Genomic DNA, 24,818 nt, shown 5'->3' on the forward strand with positions numbered 1-24,818 from the left:
GGTCATCGGCGGCCTGATGAGCATTTGTTCGCATTGCGGAGACTCAGCCCTTGCCGATGGGCGCGGAGGCTCAATAATGTTTGTGTCGCACCATATTTTGCCAAGCGAGTAACGTCTCATGGACTATGATTACATTCCCCTTCCCGCCCGCCAGCCCCTGAAGTGGCCGAATGGCGCGCGGGTGGCGCTGATCCTGACCTTCAACCTTGAGACGTGGGATCTGACCAAGGACAGCGACAAGCCCTATTATGCGGGCGGCCCGGCGATCCTGCCGGATTCGCTGCCTGCCAATACGCCCGATTTCCCCAATTTCACCTGGCGCGAATATGGCCAGCGGGTGGGCATCTGGCGCCTCTATGACCTGTTCGACGAACTGGGCGTCAAGGCAAGCTGCACCACCAACGCGGTGACGTTTGAACGGCGCAAGGCGATGACGGACGCCTGCCTCGAACGCGGCTGGGAATTGCTGACGCACAATTGGGAGCAGGGCGAATTGCTGACCTCCTTTGCGCATCAGCCGGAAAAGGAGCGCGACATCATTCTGCGCAGCCTTGACCAGTTCGAGAAATACACCGGCCGCAAGTCGAAGGGATGGCTGTCGTCCTCGCTGCGCGGGACGATGCAGACGGCTGATATTCTGGCCGAATATGGCTGCAAATTCTACTGCGACATCATGAATGACGATCAGCCCTATTTGCTGAAGACTCCGAATGGCCCGATTGTCTCGGTTCCCTATTCAAACGAAATCAACGATTTCACCTTCATCACCCGCAAGAATTTCACCACCGACCAGTTCCGCGACGCGCTGATCGAGGAACTCGACGTGCTTTATGCCGAGGGCGCCAAGACCGGGCGGATCATGAATGTGGGCCTCCACCCGCATGTGTCGGGCCGCGCCCATCGCGTGCGTGCGCTGCGCGAATTCATCGAACACGCCAAGAGCCTGCCCGGCGTATGGTGGGCCACCCGCGAGGAAATCGCGGAATGGTATCTGGAAAACCACGAATCGCACATTCCTGGCCAGCTTGACGGCGGTGCAAAGTGAGCAAGCCGCAGACTATCCTGATCGTTGGCGGCGGCGTGGCGGGTATGACCGCCTCGGCCGCGCTGGCCCAGCAGGGTTTCAAGGTTACGCTGCTCGAATCCGCGCCCCAGTTTGGCGAGATCGGCGCGGGCCTCACCCTGACGCCCAACGCGATGAAGGGGCTGGATTTCATCGGCATTTGCGAGGAAGCCGCCGCCGTTGCCGTCGAGCCCACCCGCCAGCGCATCCAGCACTGGCAGGATGGGCGCACGCTGGTGGCGTTTGACCGCTCGACCCAGCGGGAGAAATATGGCGCGCCCTACATCACGGTTCATCGCGCCGATCTGCACGGGGTGATGACCCGCGCAGCAGAGCGTGCCGGGGTGGAAATGATCGCCGGGGCGCAGGTGGTTTCCAGCGAGGGAACCACCGTGACGCTGGCCGACGGGCGGCAGTTCAGCGCCGATGTGCTGGTCGGTGCCGATGGCGTCAAAAGCGTCATCCGCCAGCGCTTTGGTGACGATGCCCCGCATTTTACCGGCCATGTCGCCTGGCGCTGCCTTGTACCGGTGACGCCTGAGATACAGGATCTTTCCGACTTCCCCGGCATCATCATCGGCCCCGGCGCGATGATGAACCGCTATAATGTGCGCGGTTCGAAGGTGATGAATTTCGTGTTCTTCGCCCGGCAGGAAGGCTGGAATCAGGAAGGCTGGACCACACCTGCCGACCCCGATGAGTTGCAGGCGATCTATGGCCATTGGTGCGAGGATGCGCAGCGCCTGCTGAAGGCCGCGATGGCACAGCCGCTGTTCAAATGGGCGATCAATGCGCGCAAGCCGATGCCGAGCTGGATTTTGGACGGCAATGTCACGCTGATCGGCGATGCGGCCCATGCGATGACGCCGTTCTTGGGCCATGGCGCGGCCTGCGGGATCGAGGATGCGGTGGTGCTGGCCCGCGCGCTGGCCGCCTCGGATTCCGCTGCCGAGGGCCTTGCCCGCTATGAAAAGGCGCGCCACGAACGCGCCACCTTCATCCAGCAGGAATCGAATGCCAATGCCGACCGTATGCAGGGGCAGAACACCGATTTCTTCGGCCTTGAAGGCATGAAGGACGAGGAATCGCTCGGCCTGTTCCTGTATGATCCGCGCAAGGTGGAAGTATGAACGTTCTCCCCTTTGACGGCCACGCCATCGCGCCCGAAACCGCCGCCTTTCTGGGCCAACAGCATCGGTTGCTGATCGACGGCGCATGGGTTGACGGCAGCGGCGAGCATGTCACCCGCGACCCGGCCACCGGCCTTGAACTGGCCCGTTTCGCCACCGGCGGAGCGGCCGAGGTGGATGCGGCCGTGGCCGCCGCCCGCCGCGCCTTTCATGGCGCATGGGGGCGGATGACGGTTTCGGACCGCACCGCCATCCTGTTCCGCCTTGCCCGGATCATGGAGGCCAATGCGCAGCTTTTGACCGAGCTGGACATTGTCGATAACGGCATGCCCGGTTTCATCGCGGGCCTCACCACGGCCAATTGCGTCGAAATGATCGATTATTACGCGGGCGCCGTGATGCGGATCGAGGGCACCACCACCGCCCCGCCGCGCCATATTGCCGCCGAGACCGAGGCGCTGACCTATACTCTGCGTGAACCGGTGGGCGTGGCCGGGCTGATCGTGCCGTGGAATGTGCCGCTGTCCACCGCGATCCTGAAGCTGGCGCCTGCGCTGGCGGCGGGCTGCACCGTGGTGATGAAGCCCAGCGAGGAAACCCCGCTTTCGGTGCTGGCGCTGGGGCAGATGATTCTGGATGCCGGGTTCCCGGCAGGCGTCGTCAATATCGTCAATGGTTTTGGCGGGGATTGCGGCGCGGCGCTGGCCGAGCATCTTGGCGTGGACAAGATCAGCTTCACCGGATCGACCGTGACCGGCAAGAAGATCGTGCAGGCAGCGCTTGGCAACCTCAAAAAGGTCAGCCTCGAACTGGGCGGCAAATCGCCTGTCGTGGTGATGCCGGACGCCGATCTGGCGCTGGCCGTGCCGGGCGTCGCGCTGGCCACTTTCTTCCTTCAGGGCCAGAACTGCATGGCGGGCACGCGCATCTTTGCGCATGAGTCGATCCATGACGCGCTGGTCGAGGGCGTGGCGGCCTTTGCTGCGGGTATGAAGCTGGGCCACGGGCTGGGCCCGGCCACAATGCAGGGGCCGATGATTTCCGACGCGCACAGCGCCAAGGTGATGTCCTATATCGAGGCTGGCAAGGCGGCGGGCGCCACGCTGGTCTGCGGCGGGGAAAAGCTGGATCGTCCCGGCAATTTCATCCCGCCCACAATCTTTGCCGATTGCCGTCCCGATATGTCGATCGTGCGCGATGAAATCTTTGGCCCGGTCATGGCGGTGCAGAAATTCGCCACCACTGATCTGGACGAGATTGCCGATCTTGCCAATGACACGCCCTTCGGCCTGTCGGGCAGCGTGTGGACCAGCGATCTGTCCACCGCGCACCGCATGGTCAAGCGCATCCGCGCGGGCCATGTCTCGATCAATTGCCATGGCGCGGTGGGCACCAACATCCCGTTTGGCGGCTTTGGCCAATCGGGCTGGGGCCGTGAATTTGGCCGGGAAGGGCTGGACGCCTATCTCGAAACAAAGGCCGTTACGGCCCGGCTGTAATCGGAAAGGGGCGGGTTCATTCCCGCCCCTTTTGCTTTAGGCGCTGCCTACGGGCGCGCCATTGGACAGATCGTGGCTGATCGCCGCAGCGGTGGCCTTCAGATCATCCAGATAGCGTTCGAGCGCGGTCGATAGCTTCATCGCGGCGACGAAAAACGCCAGCGTGATCGCCGCCTCGAAATGGCCGTTGCGGAACACCGGCACCGCGATGGACGAGGTTTTGCCCGGCGTCAGATTGTGGTGATTGCGCCCCTGCACCGCATAGCCTTCGGTGCGGATGCGTTCGACATCAAGGCCGACCTCGGCGGTGGCCAGATAGTTGAGGTCGATATCCTGCGACACGCGCATGAAGCGCAGGATCATCTCGCGATCCTCGTCATCGGCAAAGGCCATCGACACCTTGCCCGAGGCGCTGTCCAGAATGGGCAGGGTGAAGCCGGGGTAGTAATGTTCGAAAGTCAGCGAGGAATTGGCATGGGTGGAATCGCGCAGCATCATGTCGCGGCCTACCCGGATCGCCACCGACACCGGCCAGCCCACCCGCCGCGTCAGCGCCACGATATGGGGCCGCGCGATACGCACCAGTTCATCGTCATGCTGAAACCCGGTGGCCAGCGTTTGCACCAGCGCGGTGGCGCGGTAACGCTTACGGGCCGGCTCCTGCTCGATCAGGCCTTCATACAACAGCGTCTGCACGATGCGGCAGGCGGTGGGATAGGGGACCTGACTCGCCTTCGCGATTTCCATCATCGAAAGCGAGCCGTGGCGATTGATGGCTTTCAGCGCGGCGATTGACCGCGTGATCGACCGAATGGGAACACCCTTTTCCATGACCGTTTCTCCCGTGAAACTCTTGTGTCGCAAGAGTGTCAGGAGATTGTCATTTTTCCGAAATCGACGCCAGTTTATCCGACAGGCGGATACGCAGTCTGGCGTATATCCATTTACGCCCCCGGAATGACCACCTGGCGAATGGCCGCGCCGCTGGCCAATTTGTCCATCAAGCTGTTGATTTCGGACAGCGGGCTGATCGAGGTCAGCAGCTTTTCCACCGGCAGGCGCCCTGCGCGCCACAAGGCGATATAGCGCGGGATATCGCGCGAAGGGATCGAGGAACCCATATAGCTGCCCATCAGCGTCTTGCCGTCGGCCACCAGACTGAGCGCGTTGATGGAGAGCGACTCGGAAGGGTTGGGCAGACCGACCGTCACGATTCGCCCGCCGCGCCGCGCCGCCTGATAGGCGGTGGCCAGCACGGCGGCCTTGCCCACGGTTTCAACCACGACATCGGCCCCGCGCGCGGCCTCTTCATCGCCCGGCGCAAAGGCGCCCGCCGCGCCCAGTTCCAGCGCCAGTGCACGTTTTTCCGCGCTGGGGTCGACAGCATAGACCGGCTGCGCACCCGACGCCAAAGCGCCCAGAAGCGCGGCCAGACCCACCCCGCCAAGGCCGTAGATCAGCACGCTCTCACCGGGGCGCACCGCCGCGGTGTTCATCACCGCACCCACCCCGGTCAACACCGCGCAGCCGAACAGCGCGGCGGTTTCGGCCGGAATGTCGGCGTCCACCTTGACCACGCTGCGCCGGTCCACCACGGCATGGCTGGCAAAGGCCGAGACGCCCAGATGGTGATGGACATGCGCGCCATCACACGACAGGCGATGGCCCCCGCGCATCAATTCGCCCCGCCCGTTGGCGGCCGCACCATTGGGGCAGAGGTAGCCCTCGCCCGATTGACACGCGACGCATTGGCCGCAGGAGGGCAGGAACACCAGCACCACCCGGTCGCCTACGGCAATGTCGCGCTCGTTCGGGTCGCCCAGCGCCACCACCGTCGCCGCTGCCTCATGCCCCAGCGCCATCGGCATCGGGCGGGGGCGGTCCCCGTTGATGACCGACAGGTCCGAGTGGCACAGGCCCGCCGCATCAATCCGCACCAGCAATTCGCCGGGCAGCGGATCGGCCAGTTCGACCGATTTCACATCCAGCGGCTTGCCGGTGCCATAGGGGGCGGGGTTATTGCCGCTCTGATGCAGCACAGCGGCGGTAATGGTCTGGCTCATGGTCTTACTTCGCCCACTTCTTTTCAAAATCCCAGACTTCGTTAAAGCCGATCAGGCCGCAGAATTCCTTGAAGTTGAAAATGCCTTCGGGCTCGCCAATGCCGTGATCCTTGAGATCGCGCAGGCACTTTTCCATGGCCGTGGCCGCCACCAGCGAGGTCAGCGAGGGATAGATGGCATAGGCATAGCCGATCTCTTCCAGAACGCTGGCGTTGGGGATCGGGGTCGAGCCGCCATTGGCCATATTGGCCATCACCGGCTTTTCAAACAGCGAGCAGGCCTTGGCCATTTCCTCTTCGCTTTCCAGCGCTTCGGGGAAGATTACATGGGCGCCGGCCTTGTCATAGGCCTCCATGCGGCGCATCAGCGCGTCAAAGCCTTCGCTCTGGCGCGCGTCGCTGCGGGCGATGATGAGGAAGTCCTCGCTCTCGCGCGCGGCGACGGCGACCTTGATCTTGTCGACCATATCCTCGACCGGGATGCAGCGGCGGAAGGGCGTGTGCCCGCACTTCTTGGGGAATTCCTGGTCTTCGAGCTGGATGCAGGTGACGCCTGCGGCTTCATAGCCCTTGACGGTGTGATGCACGTTGAGCAGCCCGCCATAGCCGGTGTCGCCATCGGCGATCACCGCGCTGTTGCTGGTGCGCACCAGCGTGGTCATGCGGTTGAGCATTTCGGTATAGGTGGCGATGCCGGCGTCCGGCAGGCCCCAGGCGCTGGCCGTCAGCCAGTAGCCGGTGCCATAGACGATGTCGAAGCCCACCTTGTTGGCGATGGCGGCGGTGATCATGTCCTGAATGCCGGGCACGACAAAGAATTTGCCGCTTTCCAGCTTTTGGCGAAGGATAGGATTAGCCATTTTGTTCTTCCTGCAATGGTAGATCGGCCCCGGAAGCTATGCGCTGCCGGGGCCGGAATAGATTAGGCAATGGTGGCCCACTTGGGCGCCTGCGGCGCGGGCAGGCCGGTTTCGGCCAGACAATTCGCCCGCAGCGTTTCCAGATCCGGGCCAAAGTTGAAGGTTTCGATCGGGCCGCGCTCGGCGCGCATTTTGGCGCGCAGAGCCTCGGTGGCGGCCTCATCGACCGCACCATCGACCAGCACTACGCCATAACGCAGCGCGCCCTTTTCGGTCACCAGCCCCTGCGCCAGTTCCTTGGCCAGCAACGCGGGATCGCGATCCAGCGGGTCGCCCCAGCCGCCGCCGCCCCAGGTGATGAAGTGCAGGCGATCCCCGGCTTCCACCGGATAATCCTCCAGCTTGTTGCCGACAACGATCTCGGTGCCGTCCTTCTTGACCAGAACCTTGCGCGCGCGGGCGCCCGGTTCGCCGCCGTTCACGCCCCAGGGCGGCACGAACCAGCGGTCGTCATGGATGGCGATCACGCCGTCCTCAAGGAAGCGATAGACCATGTCGATGCCGTTGCCGCCGCGATGCAGACCGGCGCCGCCCGAGTCGGCCACCGTTTCATAACGCTCGATGATCAGCGGGAAGTAGCGTTCGAGGAATTCGTTGGGCACGTTGGTGAAGCCGGGGAAGAGCGAATGCCCGTCCGGCCCGTCGCCCATCGGGCGACCCGGAATGCCGCCAAAGCCGATCTGGAACAACTGGAACCACTTGCCCGCCTTGTCCGTGCCCGCATAGAACAGGTGGGGCGAGGACGAGAAACCGGCAGCGTTGAGGAATTCCGGTGTCTTCTGGCCCAGCAGACCGCCAAGAATGTCGAACAGGCGGCCCAGGACGTGGGTACGGCCCGACAGCGCGGCGGGGAACTTGGGCTTGAGCAACGAGCCTTCGGGGATGCGCACGTCAATGAGGTCGTAATAACCGTCGTTGAACAGGATCTGCGGATCGAAGACCATGATCATATAGATGCCGAAGAACATGCGCATCATGTTCTCGTTGAGCAGCATGTTGATCGAGGCCTGCGACTGGGGATCGGTGCCGTCAAAATCCAGCACCACGCGGCCGTTTTCGCGCCACATCGTGCACTTGATCTTGTACGGGCCAAACCCCATGCCGTCGTCGCAGATATAGTCCTCGAAGCTGACCTTGTCCTCGCCGATCGAGGTCTCGATCAGATGCTTCATCGCGCGGTAATTGCGCTCAAGCAGCAGGTCGGTGGCCGAGGTGAACATGTCGTCGCCAAAGCGCTCGGCCATTTCCACCACGCGGGCGGCGGCCACGCGGCAGCTTGCGATCAGCGCGTTAAGGTCCGCCTTGCACCAGTCGGCCGTGCGGCTCTGATGCATGACCAGCTTGATCAGGTCTTCGTTATAGACGCCCTTCTTCCAGATCTTGACGGGCGGGATGCGCACGCCTTCCTGAAAGATCGAGGTGGCATGGATCGGCATCGAGCCGGGGACCATGCCGCCGATGTCGCTCTGATGGCCGAACATCGAGGTATAGGCGATCAGGCGCCCGTCTTTGAACACGGGCAGCAGCACCAGCCAGTCGTTGCAGTGCGAGATCGCCCCGCCCACCGAATAGGGGTCGGACAGGAAGATCAGGTCGCCCTCTTCAACCGTGCCGTCAAACCCTTCGAGGAAGGGGCCGATATAGCTGCCGAACTGGCCCACGATCATGCGGCCCTGATAGTCGGCGATCAGCGGGAAGGCGTCGCCCTGTTCGCGGATGCCGGGCGACATGGCGGTGCGCACCAGCGTGGCGTCCATTTCGATACGGGCGTTGCGCAGGGCGTTTTCGATGATGTCCAGCGTGACCGGATCAACGGGCACGGTGGCAAAAGGCGTTTCATTGGCCTGAATGATCTGTGCGGGCATGGGTCTTGCCTCCTTCTCAGGCTTGCTTGACGAGGTCGGGGTTGATGAGGATGTTGCCGACGTGATCGACGGTGCCGTTGCAGCCCGCCTCGATCAGCGTGGTCGAGTCCATTTCGACGACGATGGCCGGGCCGGGGATGACATCGCCCGCCTGCAGCAGCGCGCGGTCATAGATCGCGGCCGGGACCATCGCGCCGTCGGCCCACAATTCATGATCGCGGATCTTGGCGCGGTCCAGATTGCCGTCCGACTGGGGCAACTTGGGCGCGGGCAGATCAAGCGCCGGACCCACGGCAACCGCGCGCAGGTTCACCAGCTCATGGGCCGAATCCATGTTGAAGGTGAAGAGACGCAGGTGTTCCGCATCGAAGCGGCCGGTCACCGCCTTGAGGCCGTCGCGGCGCAGCGTTTCCGGGTCGATCGAGAGCGGCACTTCAAAGGCCTGGCCTTCATAGCGCACGTCCAGTTCGAACAGGCTGGTGATGTCGGCCTCGGCAATGCCTTCGGCCAGCAGTTCGGCGCGGGTCTGGCGCGCCATTTCGTCGAGAACGGCGATCACGTCCTCTTCGGCGGTGTCGGCCACGCGCTTGGAGAAGGAGCGCGCCGTTTCCGTGCGCATCCGCGTGGTGGCATCGCCCAGAGCGCACAGCACGCCCGGCGAAACAGGCGAAACCGCAGGCCAGGAACCCGTCAGGCGGGCCACCGCGTTGACATGGAGCGGACCCGCGCCGCCAAAGCCCATCAGCGCAAAGTCGCGCGGGTCATAGCCCTGCTGCACCGAGATCATGCGCAGCGCGCCGAACATGTTTTCGTTGACGATGTCGATAATGCCGCGCGCGGCCTCCATCAACCCGATGCCCAGCGCGTCGGCGATGGTCTGCACCGCCTTCTTGGCGCCTTCGCGGTCCAACTGGAACGTGCCGCCCAGCAGGTTTTCGGGCAGATAGCCCAGCACCACATTGGCGTCCGTCACGGTAGGCAGCGTGCCGCCCTTCTGGTAGGCCACCGGGCCGGGCACGGCGCCCGCCGATTGCGGACCCACGCGCAGCGCTTTGGTCAGTTCGGGCACATAGGCGATCGAGCCGCCGCCCGCACCCACGGTCTTCACGTCCAGCGCCGAAGCGCGCACCTTGAGGTGGCCCACTTCGGTGTCGCGCTGGCGGCGGGCTTCAAGCCCTTCGATCAGCGCCACGTCGGTCGAGGTGCCGCCCACGTCCAGCGTCAGGATGTTCTTGATGCCCGAATTCTTGCCGACCCAGATCGCGCCGGTCACGCCGCCGGCCGGGCCCGACATCAGCAACGAAACGGGATGCTCTTCCGACTTTTCCGACGACATCAGACCGCCGTCCGAACGCAGCAGCGAGAGCGATCCGGCCATGCCCGCGCCGCGCAGCTTGTCGCGCAGGTTGCGGATATAGCGGCGCATCACCGGGCGCACGCTGGCATTGGCAACGGTGGTCAGCGTGCGCTCATATTCCTGCATTTCGGGCAGGACTTCATGAGAAAGCGAAACCGGGATTTCCGGCATGATCTCGGCGGCCAGTTCGCCCACGCGCTTTTCATGCGCGCCGTTCAGGTAGGCATTGACGAGGCTGACGGTCAGCGCCTGAACGCCGGCATCGCGCAGGGCGGTCAGCGAGGCGCGGATTTCATCGTCGTCGATGGGGCTGATTTCGTTGCCATCGGCATCCATGCGTCCGGCGATTTCCACCGTGTCCTGCAGCGCGGCCAGCGGCTCGGGCTTGGGCCACACGATCCAGCCTGCCAGACCGCCCGGCACAAAGCTGCGCGCGATCTGCATCACCTGGCGATAGCCCTGCGTGGTGATCAGGCCCACGCGCGCGCCCTTGCCTTCCAGCACGGCGTTGGTGGCCACCGTCGTCCCGTGCAGGAAGAATTCGACATCCGAAGGGCTGATCCCGGCCTTCTCGCAAATCGCGGTCACGCCGTTCAGAATGCCTTCCGAGCTGTCATGCGGCGTCGAAGGCGTCTTGTGGCGCCAGAATTTGCCGCTGGTCTGATCGAAAAGCAGGAGGTCGGTGAAGGTCCCTCCAACGTCTACACCCAATCGGTAGGTCATATTTTCCCCGGCTTCCTTTGGTTTCTTGCGCCGGCCTGATTCGGGCGGGAATGCCGTGACGGGCCGGATCCAAATGATATAATGCTATGACATAAATGTCAGCGCCAATGTGCATAAGGCGTAACGCAATCGCCGCGCTTGGCTCGGCGTTGGGCACGGACTATCCGCCAAGCGAATTTTTACCCTCGCCCAGTGGTCATTCCGGCGGGCCATGGGCAGGTTTGGCGTCAAGGCGGACGCGCCAATTATGGAGAAAGTATCGATGGCCCTTGATCTGAACACGCTGCGCAGCGATTCGCGCGAATTTCTGGCCCGGCGCGGCGCGGGCGAGGGCCTGTTTATCGCAGGGCGCTGGCAAAAGGCCGAAGGCGGGCGCACGCTGCCCACAGTGGACCCGGCCACCGGAACGCAGACCGCCGAAATCGCCGCGGCCAGCACCGCCGATGTCGAGGCCGCTGTTGAAGCCGCCCGCGCCGCGCTGCCCGCATGGCGCGCCACCGTGCCGGTTGAGCGTGCGCGCATCCTCTGGAAGATCGCGGACCTCATCGAAGCCCATATTGACGAGCTGGCCGAGCTGGAAACGCTCGATCAGGGCAAGCCGCTCTATGTCGGCCGCTGGGCCGAAATTCCGGGTGCCGTCAACCAGTTCCGCTTCTTTGCGGGGCAGGCGATGACCATCGAGGGCAACACGATCGAAAGCTCGATCAATTATCAGCCCGCAGGCAAGCAGATGCGCAGCTGGACTGTGCGCGAAGCCGTCGGCGTGGTGGCGGCCATTGTGCCGTGGAATTCGCCGCTGGTGCTGACCGCGATGAAGCTGGCCCCGGCGCTGGCGGCGGGCTGCACCATCGTGCTGAAACCGGCCGAGGACACCAGCCTGACCGCGCTGCGTCTGGCTGAGCTGATGGCGGAGGCGGGCGTGCCTGCAGGCGTGCTCAATGTCGTGACCGGGCTGGGCAGCGAGACCGGCGCGGCGCTGGCCAACCATCCCGGCGTGGACAAGGTGGCCTTTACCGGCTCGACCGCCACGGGCCGGGCCATTCTGGACGCGGCCAAGACTAATTTCAAGCGCGTGACGCTGGAGCTTGGCGGCAAATCGCCCTCGATCGTGATGCCGGACGCCGATCTCGATCTGGCGACTCCGGGCGTGGCCAATGCGATCTTCTTCAATGCGGGTCAGGTCTGCATCGCGGGCAGCCGTCTTTATGTCCACCGCTCGATCCATGATCAGGTGGTCGAGGGCGTCGCCAATTATGCCAAGAGCATCAAGATGGGCCACGGCCTGTTGCCCGACACCCAGATGGGCCCGGTGGTATCGGCCCGCCATGCCGAGCGCGTCGAAGGCTTCCTGACCCGCGCCAAGGCGCAGGGCGCGACCATGCTGGCGGGCGGCGAACGCAGCGGCGAGGCAGGCACCTTCATCGCCCCGACCGTGGTGGTCGACGTCAAGCCTGACTTCGAAATCGTGCGCGAGGAGGTCTTCGGCCCGGTTCTGGTGGCGCAGGCCTTTGACGATGTCGAGGAAGTGATCGCGGCGGCCAATGCCAGCGAATACGGCCTTGCCGCCAGCGTGTGGACCGAGAGCCTGAGCCATGCCCATCGCATGAGCAGCGACATTCGCGCCGGAACCGTGTGGATCAATTGCCATGCGATGTATGACGCTGCGCTGGCCATCGGCGGGGTCAAGGCCTCGGGTTGGGGCCGCGATTCCGGCAAGCAGGCGATGGACAATTACCTTGAATGGAAGACCGTCTGCGCGGTTGTCTGATCTGATCTGCCCGCTGGGCGGACAGGGCGGGGCGGGGCGTTGTGAATATGCCCTGCCCCGCCAGCTTTCCCTTTCCAGTCGAAAGGGAGAATTTCCATGCGGGCCCGAAAACCCAAGCCGTTCCGTCGTCTGTTGCCCATTCTGCTGTGTGCCGCAGCCTCGCCCGCGATGGCGCAGGGCACATCCTGTCAGAAACCATGGTTCACCCCGCAGGCCCCGCCGGTGCAATCCTTCGAGGTGCTTCCTGATGGCCGGGTGACGTTCCGCCTCTGCGCGCCGCTGGCCCATGAAGTGCTGGCCACCAGTTCGGACGCGGGCGAGGTGATCCCGATGGGCTTTCCGGTGGGCACGCCGCAAGGGCTTGTGCTGACCCGCGACGATACCGGATTGTGGAGCGGCACCACGGCCAAACCGTTCAAACCCGGCCCCTATCGCTATGCCTTCCGCGTCGATGGGGTTCGCACCGCCGATCCCTATGCGCAGGTATTCTCACGCACCCGCTATGGCATAGAGGCGGTGCTGGAAGTGCCCGGCAGCCAGTTTCAGGCCTGGGACGCAAACCTGCCCCATGGCGCGGTGGCCAGCCTGGATTACTGGTCGGCCTCGTTGAAGGCGCGGCGGCGGGCGCATGTCTATACTCCGCCCGGCTATGAAAAGGGCGGCAATCAGCGCTATCCGGTGCTCTATCTGGTCCATGGCGCGGGCGATAATGATGAAAGCTGGACCGGGATCGGCCATGCGAACCAGATCCTTGACCGCCTGATCGCGGCGGGCAAGGTCAAGCCGATGATCGTGGTCATGCCCGATGGCCATACGCCCGACGCGGCCCGCGCGATTGATTTCCACGCGCATGATTTCGGCGATGATCTGACCCGCGACCTGATCCCCCTGATCGACCGCACCTATCGCACCACGCCGACCGCCGATGCGCGGGCCATGGCGGGTCTGTCGATGGGCGGTTCGCACACGATCCGCGAAGGGCTGACCCGCCCCGGCACTTTCCACTGGATCGGCATCTTCTCAATGGGCGTGGGCATCGGCAGCCAGACCGGCGTCGATCCCAAGCGCATCGAGGAATATGCCACCGAAAATGCCGCCTCGCTCAAACAGGCCGGACGCGCCATGCGTCTGGTCTATTTCGCGATGGGCAAGGAGGATTTCCTTTATGCCTCGGTCGAGCCCACCCGCGCGGTGTTTGACCGTTTCGGCATTGCCCATGTCTATCACGAGAGCGAGGGCGGGCACACCTGGATGAACTGGCGCGACTATCTTGCCGATTTCGCGCCCCGCCTGTTCAAATAGGCCTGTTCACACTGGCGCCTTAGGCCGCCGCGCCTGCGCGCGCGGCGGCCAATTTGCCTTCGTCCAGATCATAGAGATAAAGAAACACCGCATTGATCAGGAACATCGCGGCCGGGATCACCGCATAGCCCATCGTCAAGGCAAAGATGGCGCTTTCAGGCTGGGGCACCAGCTTGCCGCCGAACGTGGGAATATAATGCGCCGCGCGCAGGAAAATGCCCAGCACCGCCACGCCCAGCGCAAAGCTGGCCTTTTCCAGCACGGCCGCGGTGGAGGAGAGCAGGCCCTCGCGCCCCATGCCGGTGATGACGCGGTCATAGACCATCGTATCGCCCAGCATCGAGATCGACATCAGGATCAGCGCCCCTGACCCCAGACCGGAGAAGATCCCGCGCACGATGAGTTCGCTGTTGCCCGGCGCGTGGGGCGTGGCCAGCCAGCTCAGGGCCGTGGCGCAAAAGATGAAAACGCCGATCAGATAGGTGACCCGCTTGCCCACTTTCTTGCCGCTCCACACCCACAGCGGCATGGACAGCGCGGTGGCGATGTTCTGGATCGAGGTCAGCAGGATCTGGCCGCCATAGCCCATGCCCAGCACGTTGAGCAGGAACAGCAGGCCGCAAGACCCCATGCTTGCAAAGGCGAGGAACTGAAAAACCTTGGCCCCCAGCAGCAGCATGTAGGGCCGGTTGCGCGTCATCAGCGCAATCTGGCGCGGCAGCGACAGCGGGGGCGGGGCGTCGGCGTGGGCTTCCTCGGCATGGGTCGCCGGAACGGAGAGCACCGTGGCCGTCATCGCGCCAAAGATCACCAGCGCCATCACCAGCCCCATCGTGGCATAGGCCGGGCCGCCTGCGCCGCCCGCCTTGATGATTGCCGCCGTGCCCGCCGTTGCCAGCATCTGGCCGATCGAAACGAATACCGTGCGGAAGGAGAGCAGCCGCGTGCGTTCGGCAAAGCCGTCGGTCAATTCGGCGGGCAGCGCCATATAGGGCACGGCAAAGAGGGAATAAGCGGTTGAATAGATGATCTGCGCGGCGATCATATAGGCAATCAGCGCGGTCTGACCCATGGCCGGAGGCGCAAACAGCATCAGGAACGAGGCGGCCGAAAGGATAGCGCCGATCAGCATGAACGGACGGCGGCGACCCCATTTGCTGCGGCTTTTGTCGCTCATCGAACCGATGATCATATCAACCACCGCGTCATAGAGCTTGGCCCCCATCATCAGATAGCCCGCGATTTCGGGCGATTGGCCCAGTACCGTGGTCATGAAGGCGGGGTAATAGGCGGTGACGGCATTGAGCATGATCGACACGCCCACCGTGCCGATGCCAAAGCCAAGACAGGTTTTGATAGGAAGGGACGCGCTCATGCCTCGTCTCCATTGAGAAAGCCATGGATGGCGGCGGCCTTGGCCGCATCGCCCGGCGGCAGGGCGGCGGCGCGCCCGTCCGAGAGGATTTCGAGCGCCCGCGCCACCGAGGCATTGAGCAGCGCCAGCTCGGTTTCGGGTTTCAGCAAGAGCGCAGGCGCGGCAATGCAGGCCATCCGTTCAAAGGCGCGATATTCAAAGGCCGCGATATAGGGCTTGGAATAGGTGTCCCATGATTTGAGCACATCCAGCGTGACGCGGTGCAGGATGTCGGGTGGCGGCATCGGCACGGACAGGCGATGGGCTGCATCCTGCATGAAATGGGGAAAGAAGAGCGCCTGATCACGGCAGAAATTGAACGCCCAGATCAGATGGCGACCATAGGCGTCCGGTTCAACGCGCGGCGCGTAATTCTCGATCACCGCCTCGCGCAGGGCATCATCATATTCGGTGATGCCGTCCAGCACCACGCGGCGCACCCGCTCGGGATGGCCCGCCGCCATCTCGCAGGCGATGCGGGCGCCGGTGTGAGTGCCGTAAACATCCACCTTGTCGATCCCCAGAGCGTCGAGCATCCGTACCATCGAGCCTGCGAAATAGGCGATGTCGGGATGGTCGGGCGCGGGCGCGGCGCTGTCGCCGTTGCCCAGCGTGTCGGGGGCCAGGATCGGCCCGTCATGGCCCGCCGCCCGCAGCGCGCGCATCAGGGGCTGGCTGAACCATCCCGATGCGGGCGAGGCATGGAGCAGCAGCAGCGGCGTGCCGCTTCCTTCCATCCGGCGCAGGTGGATCTGTCCTTCCTCAACGGTGACGAAGGCGCGCGTGATATCGGGCGGGGTGATGACGGGGGGATTGATCAGGCTCATGGGAAACGAAGCTAACCCGCCATGGCCTACGCACTTGTCGCATCCTGACCTTATCCAGCAGGCGGATAGAACCCCTTTGTCGGGGGGCGAAAGGCGGCAGGGCATGGTCAATTCGGTCCATGTCGCACCCTATCGCCTCCGATGATGCCTTGCTGGACGGGCTGAACGCCGCCGGGCCGATCAATCTGTCCGAAGCCTTTGCCGTGATGGAGCGCTGGGATCTGGACGCGCTGGTCTGCGCCCAGCCGGTCAATGTGTTCCACGCGCTGGGCCATTGGCCCCAGATCGGGCGGACGCGGATGGGCCAGCCTGCCGGAACCTTTGCCATCCTTTCGCGCCGGCATATGGAACGGCCGGTGCTGGTGACCAGCCGGTTTCTGCATTTCTACACTTATGCCGACGGGCGCGGGCCGGTCGAGGCGTTTTTGTACGATGATCTGAGCGATGGCGATGATCTGGGGCAGAACGGCGAATTTCCGCTGTGCCCGGATCGCGGGCGGGCGCCTTTGTCGGCGATGGAAATGCACCGTTTTGCCATCAGTTCGGCAGCGTTGAGGCACCGGGCCGCCTATCGCAACGCGGGCGGGGCGCTGGTGGCGGCGCTGCGCGAGATGGGTGCGTGGGGGCGGCGGATCGGCTGGGATGATCCCTTGATCGCGGGCGTTCTGGCGCGCCATGGGCATGAGGGCGACAGCATCGCGGCCGACAATGCCATGCGCGAGATCCGCCTGATCAAATCGCCGCTGGAAATCGCGCTGATGCGCCGCGCCGCCCGCGCCAATGTCGAGGCGCTTCAGGCCGTGGCGCAGGGCGTGCGGGCCGGGGCGTCCTATCGCGATCTCCACGCACTCTTTCGCGCCGAAACGGCGGCGCGGGGCAATACCGGCGTGTTCCTCAATGTTGACCGCTCCTCCTCGGAATCCAGCCCGCATCGCATTGCCGATGGTCAGGCGCTGTTCCTCGACGCGGTGAGCCATTTCCAGAACTATCACGGCGATTTTGCCCGCACGGTCTTTGTCGGAGAACCGACCCGCGCGGCGGCCCATGCCGCCGATGCCGCCGCCTTCGCCTGGCAGTCGGTGCGCGAGTCGCTGCGTCCCGGCCTGCGCTTTTCCGACATCACGCGCATCGGCCAGGACGCGCTGAAGCGCGGCGGCTTTGATGTTCAGGTCGGCTTTGGCCCGCATTCCTGCGGCCTTGCGCATACGGACGAGCCGGGCGAGGACGCCAATGACTTTCAAGGCGGCTTTTGGCGCAAGCCCGATATCGAACTGCGCCCCGGCATGGTGATTTCGGTCGATTGCCCGGTGCTCGATTCCGGCCTTGGCGGCTCGGCCCATTGCGAAGACCTCGTCCTCATCACGGACGATGGCTGTGAAACCATCCATTCCTCTCCTCCAGCGGTGATTGTCGTATGACCAGAAGCTTTATCCTTTCCGCCGGTGTCGGTGATCCGGCGCTGGCCGAACCTGCCACCTCCGCGCAAATCCTGACCGCCGCCGAGGCGGCCGGGGTCGATCTGCTGCTGCTGGGCCGCCACGACAGTCTGCCGTTTGATCCGCAGGTGATTGCCGCCTGGGCCGCGCCGCGCGTTTCGCGCCTTGGTGTGGTGCCTCTCGTGTCCACCCGCATCGCGCATCCCTTTCATGTGGCGCGCGCGCTTTCGGCGATTGATTTCCTGTCGGGCGGGTTGCTGGGCTGGGCGCCCGTGGCGCAAGGGGGCAGCGCGGCGCAACTGGCCGATATGGTGCGGGCAACCCGCGCATTGTGGGATGGCTGGGACGAGGATTGCCTGATCATCGACAAGGAAGCCGGGCGCTATCTGGACACCACCAAAGTGCGCCCCAGCAATTATGTCGGCACACATTATTCCGTGCGCGGGCCGGTCAATGCGATGCGGCCAAAGCAGGGCCATCCGCTGCTGGTCTGCGATGCGGCCTCGCCTTTTGCGGTGCCGGGCATCGACGTGGTGATCGCGGCCGAGGGGCAGGCATTCCCCGCCGCCGCCCGCCGCCTTCTGCGCGTGGAGCCCGACATTGATGTTGCCGCCATGGCGGCGCGGTTTGAAGCGGGCGAGATTGACGGGTTGCATGTCGATCTGGCCCATCCGCTGGCCGAACTTGGCCGGATCGGCGAGAGCCTGTCGGCGCTGACCCGCGGGCGTGCAGCCGAGGGCACCCTGCGCGAGAGGCTGGGCCTGCCGCTGACGCTGCGCAACGTTTATGAGGAGATTGCCTGATGCCCCGTCCGATCCATCTTTGGGCCTTTCTTCAGGGCATCGGCCATTATCCCAGCGGGTGGCGCCACCCCGGCGCCGATCCGGCGGGCGTGTTCACCATGGACTATTATGCGCGGGTTGGCCGTCTGGTCGAAAAGGGCCGGTTTGACGCCATCGTGTTCGGCGATCAGTTGCAGTCGCGCGGCGTGCATGGCCGGGCGCCCGAACATCTGGCCATGCCGACGCTCGACCCGATGGCGCTGCTCTCGGCCATTGCATCGGTCACGCAGCATGTCGGGCTGGTGAACACGCTTTCCACCACCTATTGGTCGCCCGAGGGGCTGGCCGAGCGGTTTGCCACGATGGACCGGATCAGCGGCGGACGTGCGGGATGGAACATCGTGACCACCGCGCATCCCGACACTGCGCCCAATTTCGGCGATGACGAACTCCCGGAAAAATCGCTGCGTTATAAAATGGCGGCGCAAACCGTGGCGCAGGCGCAGGCGGTCTGGCGCGAGCGCAATGCCGAACTGGGCACATCGCCCCAGGCGCGCCCGGTGTTTGTTCAGGCCGGGCAATCGGCCGACGGGCGCGATTTCGCCGCCAGCATTGCCGAGGCCATTTTCTGTTCGGCCCCCACGATGGAGGACGGCATCGCCTTTCGCAACGACATGCGCGCGCGCGTTGCTGCCGCCGGGCGCGATCCCGACGCGGTCAAGATCATGCCGGGCCTTTCCTTCATCCTTGCCGACACCGAGGCCGCCGCGATTGCCAAGGATCAGGCGATCCTCGATCTGGCCGATGAGAAGCTTTGCATCGAATATCTCTCTGAATCGCTGGTTTGCGATTTGACGCAGTTTGATGTGAACGGTCCGATCCCGGTCGAGGCCATTCTGGCCCAAACCATCCTGCCCAAGGCCGATATTGCCCGCGTGCTGGAAAAGCCGGCGGCGATCGGGCTCTCGCTGGGCAAATTTGCGGCCGGCTATGTGCGCACGCCGCGCGGGCATAATGTGTTTCGCGGCACGGCCTCGCAACTGGCCAACATGATGATCCAATGGATTGAGGCCGGGGCCTGCGACGGCTTCACGCTGCAACCGGCCTATATGCCGGGCGAACTGGAGATTTTTGTCGAGGAAGTGGTGCCGATCCTCCAGGCCGCGGGCGCGCTGCGCACCGAATATCCGGGCAGCACGCTGCGCGAAACCATGGGCCTGCCGCGCTGGCCTGCGGATATGGCGGCGTGATCGGCGCGCTGGCGGGGTTGGTTCTGGCGGGGGCGCTGGCGGCCCCGTCGGCGGCGGAAACACCCAATGTCCACACCGACCGCGCCGCCGTGGTGGCGCGCTGGGCGGCGGCGCCCTCGCGCTTTGTCACCGTGGATGGCGTGCCCATCCATGTGCGCGAGGAAGGGCGTAAAGGTGCCCCGGTCGTCGTTCTGCTGCATGGTTCGATCGTGAACCTGCATGAATGGGATCTGGTCGTGCCCTTGCTGACGCGCGACTATCGCGTGGTGCGGTTTGACTGGTCGCCCTATGGTCTGTCGGGGCCGGACCCCAAGGGCGTTTACACCACGCCCCGCGCCGCAGAGCTGATGGATGGTCTGATGCGCAAATTGGGCCATGACCGTTTCGCGCTGGTTTCCACCAGCAACGGGGCCAATGTCGCGCTGGAATATAACCGGGCCTATCCGGGACACGTAACGGCCATGGCCTTTTCCATCCTGCCGCTCGAACGGCCCAGCCAGACCCGCAAGATCGGCACGCGGATGATGGAACTGGTCGCCGAGCAGAAGGCCAAGACCCCGCAATGGCGCAGCCATGCCTATTTCCGCGAGGTTTTGAAGGATACGACTCCGCCCGGTTTCGAGCCGCAGGACTGGATGGTGGATAGCATCTTTGATGCCGACAATCTGCCCGGCGCCTATGTCAATCAGGCCGCGCTCTTGGCCGCCAATGTCGAACTGTTCAAAACCGACATCGTCAAGCGCGAGACCGAGGCCGTCACCGTGCCGGTGCTGCTGCAATGGTGCACCTATGACACGGTGATCAGCCAGAGCGCGGCGGAGTCGCGGGCACGCTTTCCCAATGCGCAGGTGGACTATATCGAATATCCCACGCTGGGGCATTTCCCCATGTGGGAGAACCCCAAGCTGTTCACCCGCGACCTGAAAGCCTTTCTGGACCGCCAGCGCAAACCGGCGGCCCGGCGCAAGGGTTAAGGTTTGATCGCCCGGATCAACAGATTGGGCAGATAGGCGTTGTCCCATTCCGCCTGCCCACCCGAGGCATTTTGTGCCGAAGGCGGGGGCGGGGTGGCGCCGATGCGCAGCACGATCAGGTCATATTTGGGCGCGATATAGACCACCTGATTGGAATTGCCGTCGAACAAGTAAAGATCGGGGTCGATATAGGGCTCGCTGTGCAGCACTTGCGGGCCCAGCGTGCCGGGGGCGCCAAAGCCGCGCCTTTGATGATAGGGCTGGCCGATCCAGATCCCCAAACCGAAATTGGGATTCTGCGGCGTGCCCTTGCGCATTTCTGCGGTATAGCCCTTGGGCAAAAGGCGTTTGCCACCCCATACGCCATCGGCATGAAGCAGCATGGCCATGCGCAGATAAGTTTCGGCGGGCAGATAGGTGCAGCAGCCCGAATGGGCGAGCCCCCCTTCGCGGTCGACCCAGATCGTGCCGCCCGGCGCGCCGATTTTGGCCAGCACCTCGCTCCCCACAAACTCGCCATAGCGCCGCCCGGTGGCCCGTTCGATCACCATGGCAACCATGTCCGAGGGCGCATTGGCATAGGCATAACGCGTGCCCGGTTCGGCGATCATCGGGTAATGGTCGACGATCTCGCGCCCGTGCTCGGTGGAAAGATAGGCGGTGTTGAGCGGATGGGCCGGGTCGGGGCTGAACCCCTGATCCAGCATGCCCGAACGCATGTCGAGCAGATGGCGCACGAGAATGCGGCCCTTTTGCGTGCCCTTCAATTCGGGCATGATCTCGCTCAACGGCTGATCAAGCCCCTTGATCCGCCCCATGGCAATAGCGCGGCCCACCGCCAGCGCGGTGATCGGCTTGGACAAGGATTTGGAAAGCATGGGCGTCTGTGCGTTCATGCCCGGCGCATACCAACTGTGGATCAGCGCGCCCTTGTGCCATACCAGAAACGCGCTTGACCGCATCGCGGCGGCATAGGCATCGCCTTTGGCCAGAGCGGCGGGGTCCAGCGCGGCATCTCGGCGCAGGACCATCGGCTGCCAAAGCGCGGCACCGGGCAGCTTTTCCATGGGCGCATAGGGGAAATTGCCCGGATCTTTCAGGAATTGCGCGAATCGCTGCTGATAAACCGCGCCATCCCCGGCAACCGCGCCGCCTGCTTCGTCCTCAACCGTTCCGGCAACCGCGCCAGTGGCCACACATGCGACCATCGCGGCCATCATGATCGTCTTTGCACTTCGCATATCCACAATTCCCCGCATTCCTGATGCTCCCCAAGTCGTTGCAATCTGCCTCTTGAGGGTGGGCATGCCTGTTCAAGGCGCGCCAATCCCCACTGTGCGGATAATTCCACCACATGCCGCATCACCGGGGGGCCAAGCGTCCATATCGCATGCAAGTCCGAGGTTTGGAGTGCATGAGCTATGACAGGGGTAGAACGGTGCCAGGTGGGGATTGTGGGTGCAGGCCCCGTTGGCACAGTAATGGCCACCCTGCTGGCCAAGGCCGGCTATGACGTGGTGGTTTTCGAGGCGGGGCTCGATTGTGCGCAGGATCTGCGCGCGTCCACGTTCCACCCCTCGACGCTGGAAATGCTGGATGATATCGGCATCACGCAATTGCTGCTCGATCGCGGGCTCAAGGCGCCGATTTATCATTGGCGCGACCGGGCATCGGGCGAAGTGGTCGATTTCGACCTCTCCGAGATTTCCGATGTCACGCGCTATCCCTTCCGCATCCAATGCGAACAGTATCATCTCTCGCGCGGGCTGGCCGAAGGGCTGGAGCAATATTCCAACGCCAAGGTGCTGTTCGGCCACCGTCTGCTGACGCTGGATCAGGATGATACCGGCGTCAACCTGTGCGTCGAAACGATGACCGATATCGTGCGCTACCGCTGCGACTATCTGATCGGGGCCGATGGCGCCAATTCGGTGGTGCGCAAGTGGCTGGGCATCGAATTTGACGGCTTCACTTATCCCGAGCGTTTCCTCACGCTGTCCACCAAGCTGGAACTGGCCGATTATCTGCCCAATCTGGCTTATGTGAACTATGTGTCGGACCCCTCGGAATGGCTGGTGCTGCTGCGCGTGCCTTCGGTGTGGCGCGTGCTGGTGCCTACCGACGCTTCGCTGGGCGACGATTATCTGAAATCCGACGAGATCAAGGATGGCATCTTCCAGCGTCTGCTGGGCACGGATCTGCATGTCGAGACCGGCCACCGCACGCTCTATCGCGTGCACCAGCGCGTAGCCAAGAGCTTTGGCAGCGGGCGCGTTTATCTGGCCGGGGATGCGGCGCATCTCAACAATCCGCTGGGCGGGTTCGGCATGAATTCGGGCGTGCATGACGCTTTCAACCTGTTTGAAAAGCTCGATCCGGTGCTCAAGGGCACCAAGACCAACCAGAGCCTTGAGCTTTACGATCGCCAGCGCCGCACGGTAACGCACAGCTTTACCCAGCAGCAGACGATCGAAAACATGGCCTTTATCAAGGGCGGCGCCGATGAGGCGCACAAGCGCCGCCGCCAGGCGATGCTGGACTTGAAGGCCGATGACGACAAGCGCCGCGCCTATCTGATGCGGCAGGCGATGTACGAAAGCCTCGCGCAGGCCGCTGCGGTCGAGTGAAATTTCCGGGCGGGGCGATAAAACGCTCCGCCCTTTCACCATCAAGGGCACGGTCCCCCGTCCTGCCTGTAATAAGGAGTATATTTGCATGGGTGACGTTCTGGGCTGGCGCAAGCTGATGGGGGTGATCGCGCCTTCGACCAACACCACGGTGCAGCCCGACATGGAGCGCATGCGCCCGGTGGGCGTGACCAACCATTTCAGCCGCATCTATGTTGAAGACCCGCTCGCGCTGTCGAACGAGGATTTCCTGGTCGGCACGCAGGCGATTTCGGACGCCACCCATGATGCGGTGCGCTCGGTCATGACCGCCAAGGTCGATTACCTCGTGCTGGGCATGTCGGCCGTCACGTTTTACGGCGGGGTCGAGGGCAGCCGCAAGTGGAAGGCCGATGTCGAGGCCGTGGCGGGCGTGGGCGCCAGCACGGGCGCGGAATCGGTGGCCGCCGCTTTGAAAGCCTATGGCGGCGTCAAGACCGTCAGCTTTGTTTCGCCCTATTATCCGGTGGCCAACACCGAAGTGCGCCGCTTCCTTGAGGAATCGGGCTTTGAGGTGAAGCGCGACAAGCCGCTGGAATGCAAGCGCTGGACCGACATTGCCAAGGTGACGCCGGAAGACCTGCGCCCGGTGCTGGATTATCTGGACGGCGACGATGTGGACGCCATCGTTCAGGTCGGCACCAACCTCTCGATGGTCGATCTGGCTGTGGAATATGAGCAGAAGCTCTCCAAGCCGGTGATCGCCATCAACACGGCCACCTATTGGCATGGCCTGCGCGCCTGCGGCATCGACGACAAGATCGAGGGCGTCGGCCGCCTGCTGGCCGAGTTTTAACCGAAATGCGCGCCCGCCTGACCGACAGGCGGGCGTATCGCGGCGGATGCCTACCCGCACGCCCGGCCCCCATGCGATGGATCGCCCACAGCAGGAGGTCGGCACCATCAGCCGCCCGACGACAGGGCCGCGCATGATCGCAGCGCCGGTCCCAACTCAGGGAGAAAACCGTGATACAGGAAGTTCTCGTACTGCGCTGGGTACACATCATCTGCATGGTCTATTGGCTGGGCGGTGAATGGGGTGTGTTTCAGACCAGCTATAATATCCTCAACCGCAACCTCTCGATGGAAGAGCGCCGCCGCCATATGGAAACGGCCTATCGCATCGACATCCTGGCGCGCACCGGCATCATCACGCTGCTGCCGCTGGGTCTGCACATGGGCAACATTTACGGGCTTCAGCCCTATGGCGGCAATTTCCTGACCTTTATGTGGATCTTTGTCGCTGGCTGGCTGGCGCTGTGCTGGGGCGCGTTCATCAAGCGCGAAACCGATATCGGCATCCGCCTGACCAAGATCGACGAGGCGGTGCGCTACATCCTCATCCCCACGATCTTCATTGTCGGCATTTCCTCGCTGCTGGGCCATGGTCCGTTCGAGGCGGGCGAGGGCCAGCGCTGGTATGCCACCAAGTTCACGCTTTACGGCTTCACGCTGTGCATCGGTCTGGGCCTGCGCTGGATCATGCGCCGCTGGACCACCGCGTTCCGGATTCTGGCCCAGGGCCCCAATCCCAAGATCGAGGCCGTGCTTGAGCGCGACTTCTTCCTCGGGCGCTGCATGGCCTATGTCTATTGGATCACGATTTCGGGCATCTGCTTCCTCGGCACGGTCAAGCCGATCTGAGGACGCCTTTGCGAAGGACCAAAAAAGCGCGGCGGGGCAACCCGTCGCGTTTTTTGCGTGCATAAAAAGACCCCGGCCTTCCATCGCGGAAGACCGGGGCCAAGTGCGGGTTTGTTCGGGGGCCGCGCCCCCAATT

20 protein-coding genes are annotated in these 24,818 nt (G+C 63.8%); 12 read left to right on the plus strand and 8 right to left on the minus strand.

The window, feature by feature from the left end:
• Window positions 1-118 precede the first annotated feature (118 nt).
• From PQ467_RS17670 to PQ467_RS17680, 3 genes are read left to right on the plus strand one after another with little or no spacing between them, the layout of a single operon-like run.
• A complete protein-coding gene (locus PQ467_RS17670) occupies window positions 119-1,045 on the plus strand; it encodes a polysaccharide deacetylase family protein (protein WP_273619953.1) in 927 nt (308 codons plus the stop codon).
• The gene (locus tag PQ467_RS17675; protein WP_274176849.1) at window positions 1,042-2,193 is read left to right on the plus strand and encodes an FAD-dependent monooxygenase; all 1,152 of its coding nucleotides are present in this window, start codon (window positions 1,042-1,044) and stop codon (window positions 2,191-2,193) included. Before PQ467_RS17670 ends, PQ467_RS17675 begins: the two co-directional genes overlap by 4 nt.
• Window positions 2,190-3,692 carry an aldehyde dehydrogenase family protein gene (locus tag PQ467_RS17680; RefSeq protein WP_274176850.1) on the plus strand — a complete coding sequence of 501 codons (1,503 nt, stop codon included), beginning with the start codon at window positions 2,190-2,192 and terminating at the stop codon, window positions 3,690-3,692. Before PQ467_RS17675 ends, PQ467_RS17680 begins: the two co-directional genes overlap by 4 nt.
• A gap of 36 nt (window positions 3,693-3,728) precedes the next feature.
• On the opposite strand, the gene PQ467_RS17685 is transcribed toward PQ467_RS17680, so the two are convergent.
• From PQ467_RS17685 to PQ467_RS17705, 5 genes are all read right to left on the minus strand, one after another.
• Entirely contained in the window at window positions 3,729-4,523 is a 795-nt protein-coding gene (locus tag PQ467_RS17685; RefSeq protein WP_274176851.1) for an IclR family transcriptional regulator domain-containing protein, read from the minus strand.
• A 113-nt stretch (window positions 4,524-4,636) separates the two neighbouring features.
• The gene (locus PQ467_RS17690) at window positions 4,637-5,755 is read right to left on the minus strand and encodes a zinc-binding dehydrogenase (RefSeq protein WP_274176852.1); all 1,119 of its coding nucleotides are present in this window, start codon (window positions 5,753-5,755) and stop codon (window positions 4,637-4,639) included.
• Window positions 5,756-5,759: 4 nt separating this feature from the next.
• Window positions 5,760-6,614: an isocitrate lyase/PEP mutase family protein gene (locus tag PQ467_RS17695; RefSeq protein WP_168601490.1), complete on the minus strand. Its 855-nt coding sequence runs from the start codon at window positions 6,612-6,614 to the stop codon at window positions 5,760-5,762.
• 62 nt (window positions 6,615-6,676) lie between these two features.
• Window positions 6,677-8,539, minus strand: a complete 1,863-nt coding sequence (locus tag PQ467_RS17700; RefSeq protein ID WP_274176853.1) for a hydantoinase B/oxoprolinase family protein — start codon at window positions 8,537-8,539, stop codon at window positions 6,677-6,679.
• A 16-nt stretch (window positions 8,540-8,555) separates the two neighbouring features.
• Entirely contained in the window at window positions 8,556-10,619 is a 2,064-nt protein-coding gene (locus PQ467_RS17705; RefSeq protein WP_274176854.1) for a hydantoinase/oxoprolinase family protein, read from the minus strand.
• Window positions 10,620-10,881: 262 nt separating this feature from the next.
• On the opposite strand from PQ467_RS17705, the gene PQ467_RS17710 reads away from it, so the two are divergent.
• The gene (locus tag PQ467_RS17710; protein WP_274176855.1) at window positions 10,882-12,387 is read left to right on the plus strand and encodes an aldehyde dehydrogenase family protein; all 1,506 of its coding nucleotides are present in this window, start codon (window positions 10,882-10,884) and stop codon (window positions 12,385-12,387) included.
• A 96-nt stretch (window positions 12,388-12,483) separates the two neighbouring features.
• Window positions 12,484-13,689, plus strand: coding sequence for an alpha/beta hydrolase (locus tag PQ467_RS17715; RefSeq protein ID WP_274176856.1), 1,206 nt, complete (start codon window positions 12,484-12,486; stop codon window positions 13,687-13,689).
• Between the two features lie 19 nt (window positions 13,690-13,708).
• Here the strand turns inward: PQ467_RS17715 and PQ467_RS17720 are convergent, their stop codons facing one another.
• Together PQ467_RS17720 and PQ467_RS17725 are read right to left on the minus strand one after the other, a co-directional pair.
• Window positions 13,709-15,064 carry an MFS transporter gene (locus PQ467_RS17720; RefSeq protein ID WP_274176857.1) on the minus strand — a complete coding sequence of 452 codons (1,356 nt, stop codon included), beginning with the start codon at window positions 15,062-15,064 and terminating at the stop codon, window positions 13,709-13,711.
• On the minus strand, window positions 15,061-15,930 hold the full coding sequence (locus PQ467_RS17725) for an alpha/beta fold hydrolase (protein ID WP_274176858.1): 870 nt from the start codon (window positions 15,928-15,930) through the stop codon (window positions 15,061-15,063). Before PQ467_RS17725 ends, PQ467_RS17720 begins: the two co-directional genes overlap by 4 nt.
• A gap of 119 nt (window positions 15,931-16,049) precedes the next feature.
• On the opposite strand from PQ467_RS17725, the gene PQ467_RS17730 reads away from it, so the two are divergent.
• Genes PQ467_RS17730 through PQ467_RS17745 form a run of 4 tightly spaced genes read left to right on the plus strand, consistent with a single transcriptional unit; the run spans window position 16,050 to window position 20,372 of the window.
• Window positions 16,050-17,348 (plus strand): M24 family metallopeptidase, encoded by a 1,299-nt coding sequence (locus PQ467_RS17730; protein ID WP_274176859.1) that lies wholly within the window; start codon window positions 16,050-16,052, stop codon window positions 17,346-17,348.
• Window positions 17,345-18,169, plus strand: coding sequence for an LLM class flavin-dependent oxidoreductase (locus PQ467_RS17735; RefSeq protein ID WP_274176860.1), 825 nt, complete (start codon window positions 17,345-17,347; stop codon window positions 18,167-18,169). Before PQ467_RS17730 ends, PQ467_RS17735 begins: the two co-directional genes overlap by 4 nt.
• The gene (locus PQ467_RS17740; RefSeq protein ID WP_274176861.1) at window positions 18,169-19,398 is read left to right on the plus strand and encodes an LLM class flavin-dependent oxidoreductase; all 1,230 of its coding nucleotides are present in this window, start codon (window positions 18,169-18,171) and stop codon (window positions 19,396-19,398) included. Before PQ467_RS17735 ends, PQ467_RS17740 begins: the two co-directional genes overlap by 1 nt.
• A complete protein-coding gene (locus PQ467_RS17745; protein ID WP_274176862.1) occupies window positions 19,395-20,372 on the plus strand; it encodes an alpha/beta fold hydrolase in 978 nt (325 codons plus the stop codon). The genes PQ467_RS17740 and PQ467_RS17745 overlap by 4 nt, the downstream gene beginning before the upstream one ends.
• Here the strand turns inward: PQ467_RS17745 and PQ467_RS17750 are convergent.
• Window positions 20,369-21,613 (minus strand): serine hydrolase domain-containing protein, encoded by a 1,245-nt coding sequence (locus tag PQ467_RS17750; protein ID WP_274176863.1) that lies wholly within the window; start codon window positions 21,611-21,613, stop codon window positions 20,369-20,371. The genes PQ467_RS17745 and PQ467_RS17750 overlap by 4 nt on opposite strands.
• 240 nt (window positions 21,614-21,853) lie before the next feature.
• On the opposite strand from PQ467_RS17750, the gene PQ467_RS17755 reads away from it, so the two are divergent.
• From PQ467_RS17755 to PQ467_RS17765, 3 genes are all read left to right on the plus strand, one after another.
• Window positions 21,854-22,999, plus strand: a complete 1,146-nt coding sequence (locus PQ467_RS17755) for an FAD-dependent oxidoreductase (protein WP_337995125.1) — start codon at window positions 21,854-21,856, stop codon at window positions 22,997-22,999.
• Window positions 23,000-23,087: 88 nt separating this feature from the next.
• Window positions 23,088-23,834 carry a maleate cis-trans isomerase family protein gene (locus tag PQ467_RS17760; RefSeq protein WP_274176865.1) on the plus strand — a complete coding sequence of 249 codons (747 nt, stop codon included), beginning with the start codon at window positions 23,088-23,090 and terminating at the stop codon, window positions 23,832-23,834.
• A gap of 170 nt (window positions 23,835-24,004) precedes the next feature.
• Window positions 24,005-24,682 carry a hypothetical protein gene (locus PQ467_RS17765; RefSeq protein ID WP_274176866.1) on the plus strand — a complete coding sequence of 226 codons (678 nt, stop codon included), beginning with the start codon at window positions 24,005-24,007 and terminating at the stop codon, window positions 24,680-24,682.
• The last annotated feature ends 136 nt before the right edge of the window (window positions 24,683-24,818 follow it).

The sequence above is a fragment of the Novosphingobium sp. KACC 22771 genome, assembly GCF_028736195.1.
Taxonomy (GTDB): domain Bacteria; phylum Pseudomonadota; class Alphaproteobacteria; order Sphingomonadales; family Sphingomonadaceae; genus Novosphingobium.

Coding starts and splice junctions, on each gene's coding strand:
- PQ467_RS17670 (WP_273619953.1), top strand. CDS start 119: ATGGACTATGATTACATTCCCCTTCCCGCCCGCCAGCCCCTGAAGTGG.
- PQ467_RS17680 (WP_274176850.1), top strand. CDS start 2,190: ATGAACGTTCTCCCCTTTGACGGCCACGCCATCGCGCCCGAAACCGCC.
- PQ467_RS17685 (WP_274176851.1), bottom strand. CDS start 4,523: ATGGAAAAGGGTGTTCCCATTCGGTCGATCACGCGGTCAATCGCCGCG.
- PQ467_RS17690 (WP_274176852.1), bottom strand. CDS start 5,755: ATGAGCCAGACCATTACCGCCGCTGTGCTGCATCAGAGCGGCAATAAC.
- PQ467_RS17695 (WP_168601490.1), bottom strand. CDS start 6,614: ATGGCTAATCCTATCCTTCGCCAAAAGCTGGAAAGCGGCAAATTCTTT.
- PQ467_RS17700 (WP_274176853.1), bottom strand. CDS start 8,539: ATGCCCGCACAGATCATTCAGGCCAATGAAACGCCTTTTGCCACCGTG.
- PQ467_RS17705 (WP_274176854.1), bottom strand. CDS start 10,619: ATGACCTACCGATTGGGTGTAGACGTTGGAGGGACCTTCACCGACCTC.
- PQ467_RS17710 (WP_274176855.1), top strand. CDS start 10,882: ATGGCCCTTGATCTGAACACGCTGCGCAGCGATTCGCGCGAATTTCTG.
- PQ467_RS17715 (WP_274176856.1), top strand. CDS start 12,484: ATGCGGGCCCGAAAACCCAAGCCGTTCCGTCGTCTGTTGCCCATTCTG.
- PQ467_RS17720 (WP_274176857.1), bottom strand. CDS start 15,064: ATGAGCGCGTCCCTTCCTATCAAAACCTGTCTTGGCTTTGGCATCGGC.
- PQ467_RS17725 (WP_274176858.1), bottom strand. CDS start 15,930: ATGAGCCTGATCAATCCCCCCGTCATCACCCCGCCCGATATCACGCGC.
- PQ467_RS17730 (WP_274176859.1), top strand. CDS start 16,050: ATGTCGCACCCTATCGCCTCCGATGATGCCTTGCTGGACGGGCTGAAC.
- PQ467_RS17735 (WP_274176860.1), top strand. CDS start 17,345: ATGACCAGAAGCTTTATCCTTTCCGCCGGTGTCGGTGATCCGGCGCTG.
- PQ467_RS17740 (WP_274176861.1), top strand. CDS start 18,169: ATGCCCCGTCCGATCCATCTTTGGGCCTTTCTTCAGGGCATCGGCCAT.
- PQ467_RS17750 (WP_274176863.1), bottom strand. CDS start 21,613: ATGCGAAGTGCAAAGACGATCATGATGGCCGCGATGGTCGCATGTGTG.
- PQ467_RS17755 (WP_337995125.1), top strand. CDS start 21,854: ATGGCCACCCTGCTGGCCAAGGCCGGCTATGACGTGGTGGTTTTCGAG.
- PQ467_RS17760 (WP_274176865.1), top strand. CDS start 23,088: ATGGGTGACGTTCTGGGCTGGCGCAAGCTGATGGGGGTGATCGCGCCT.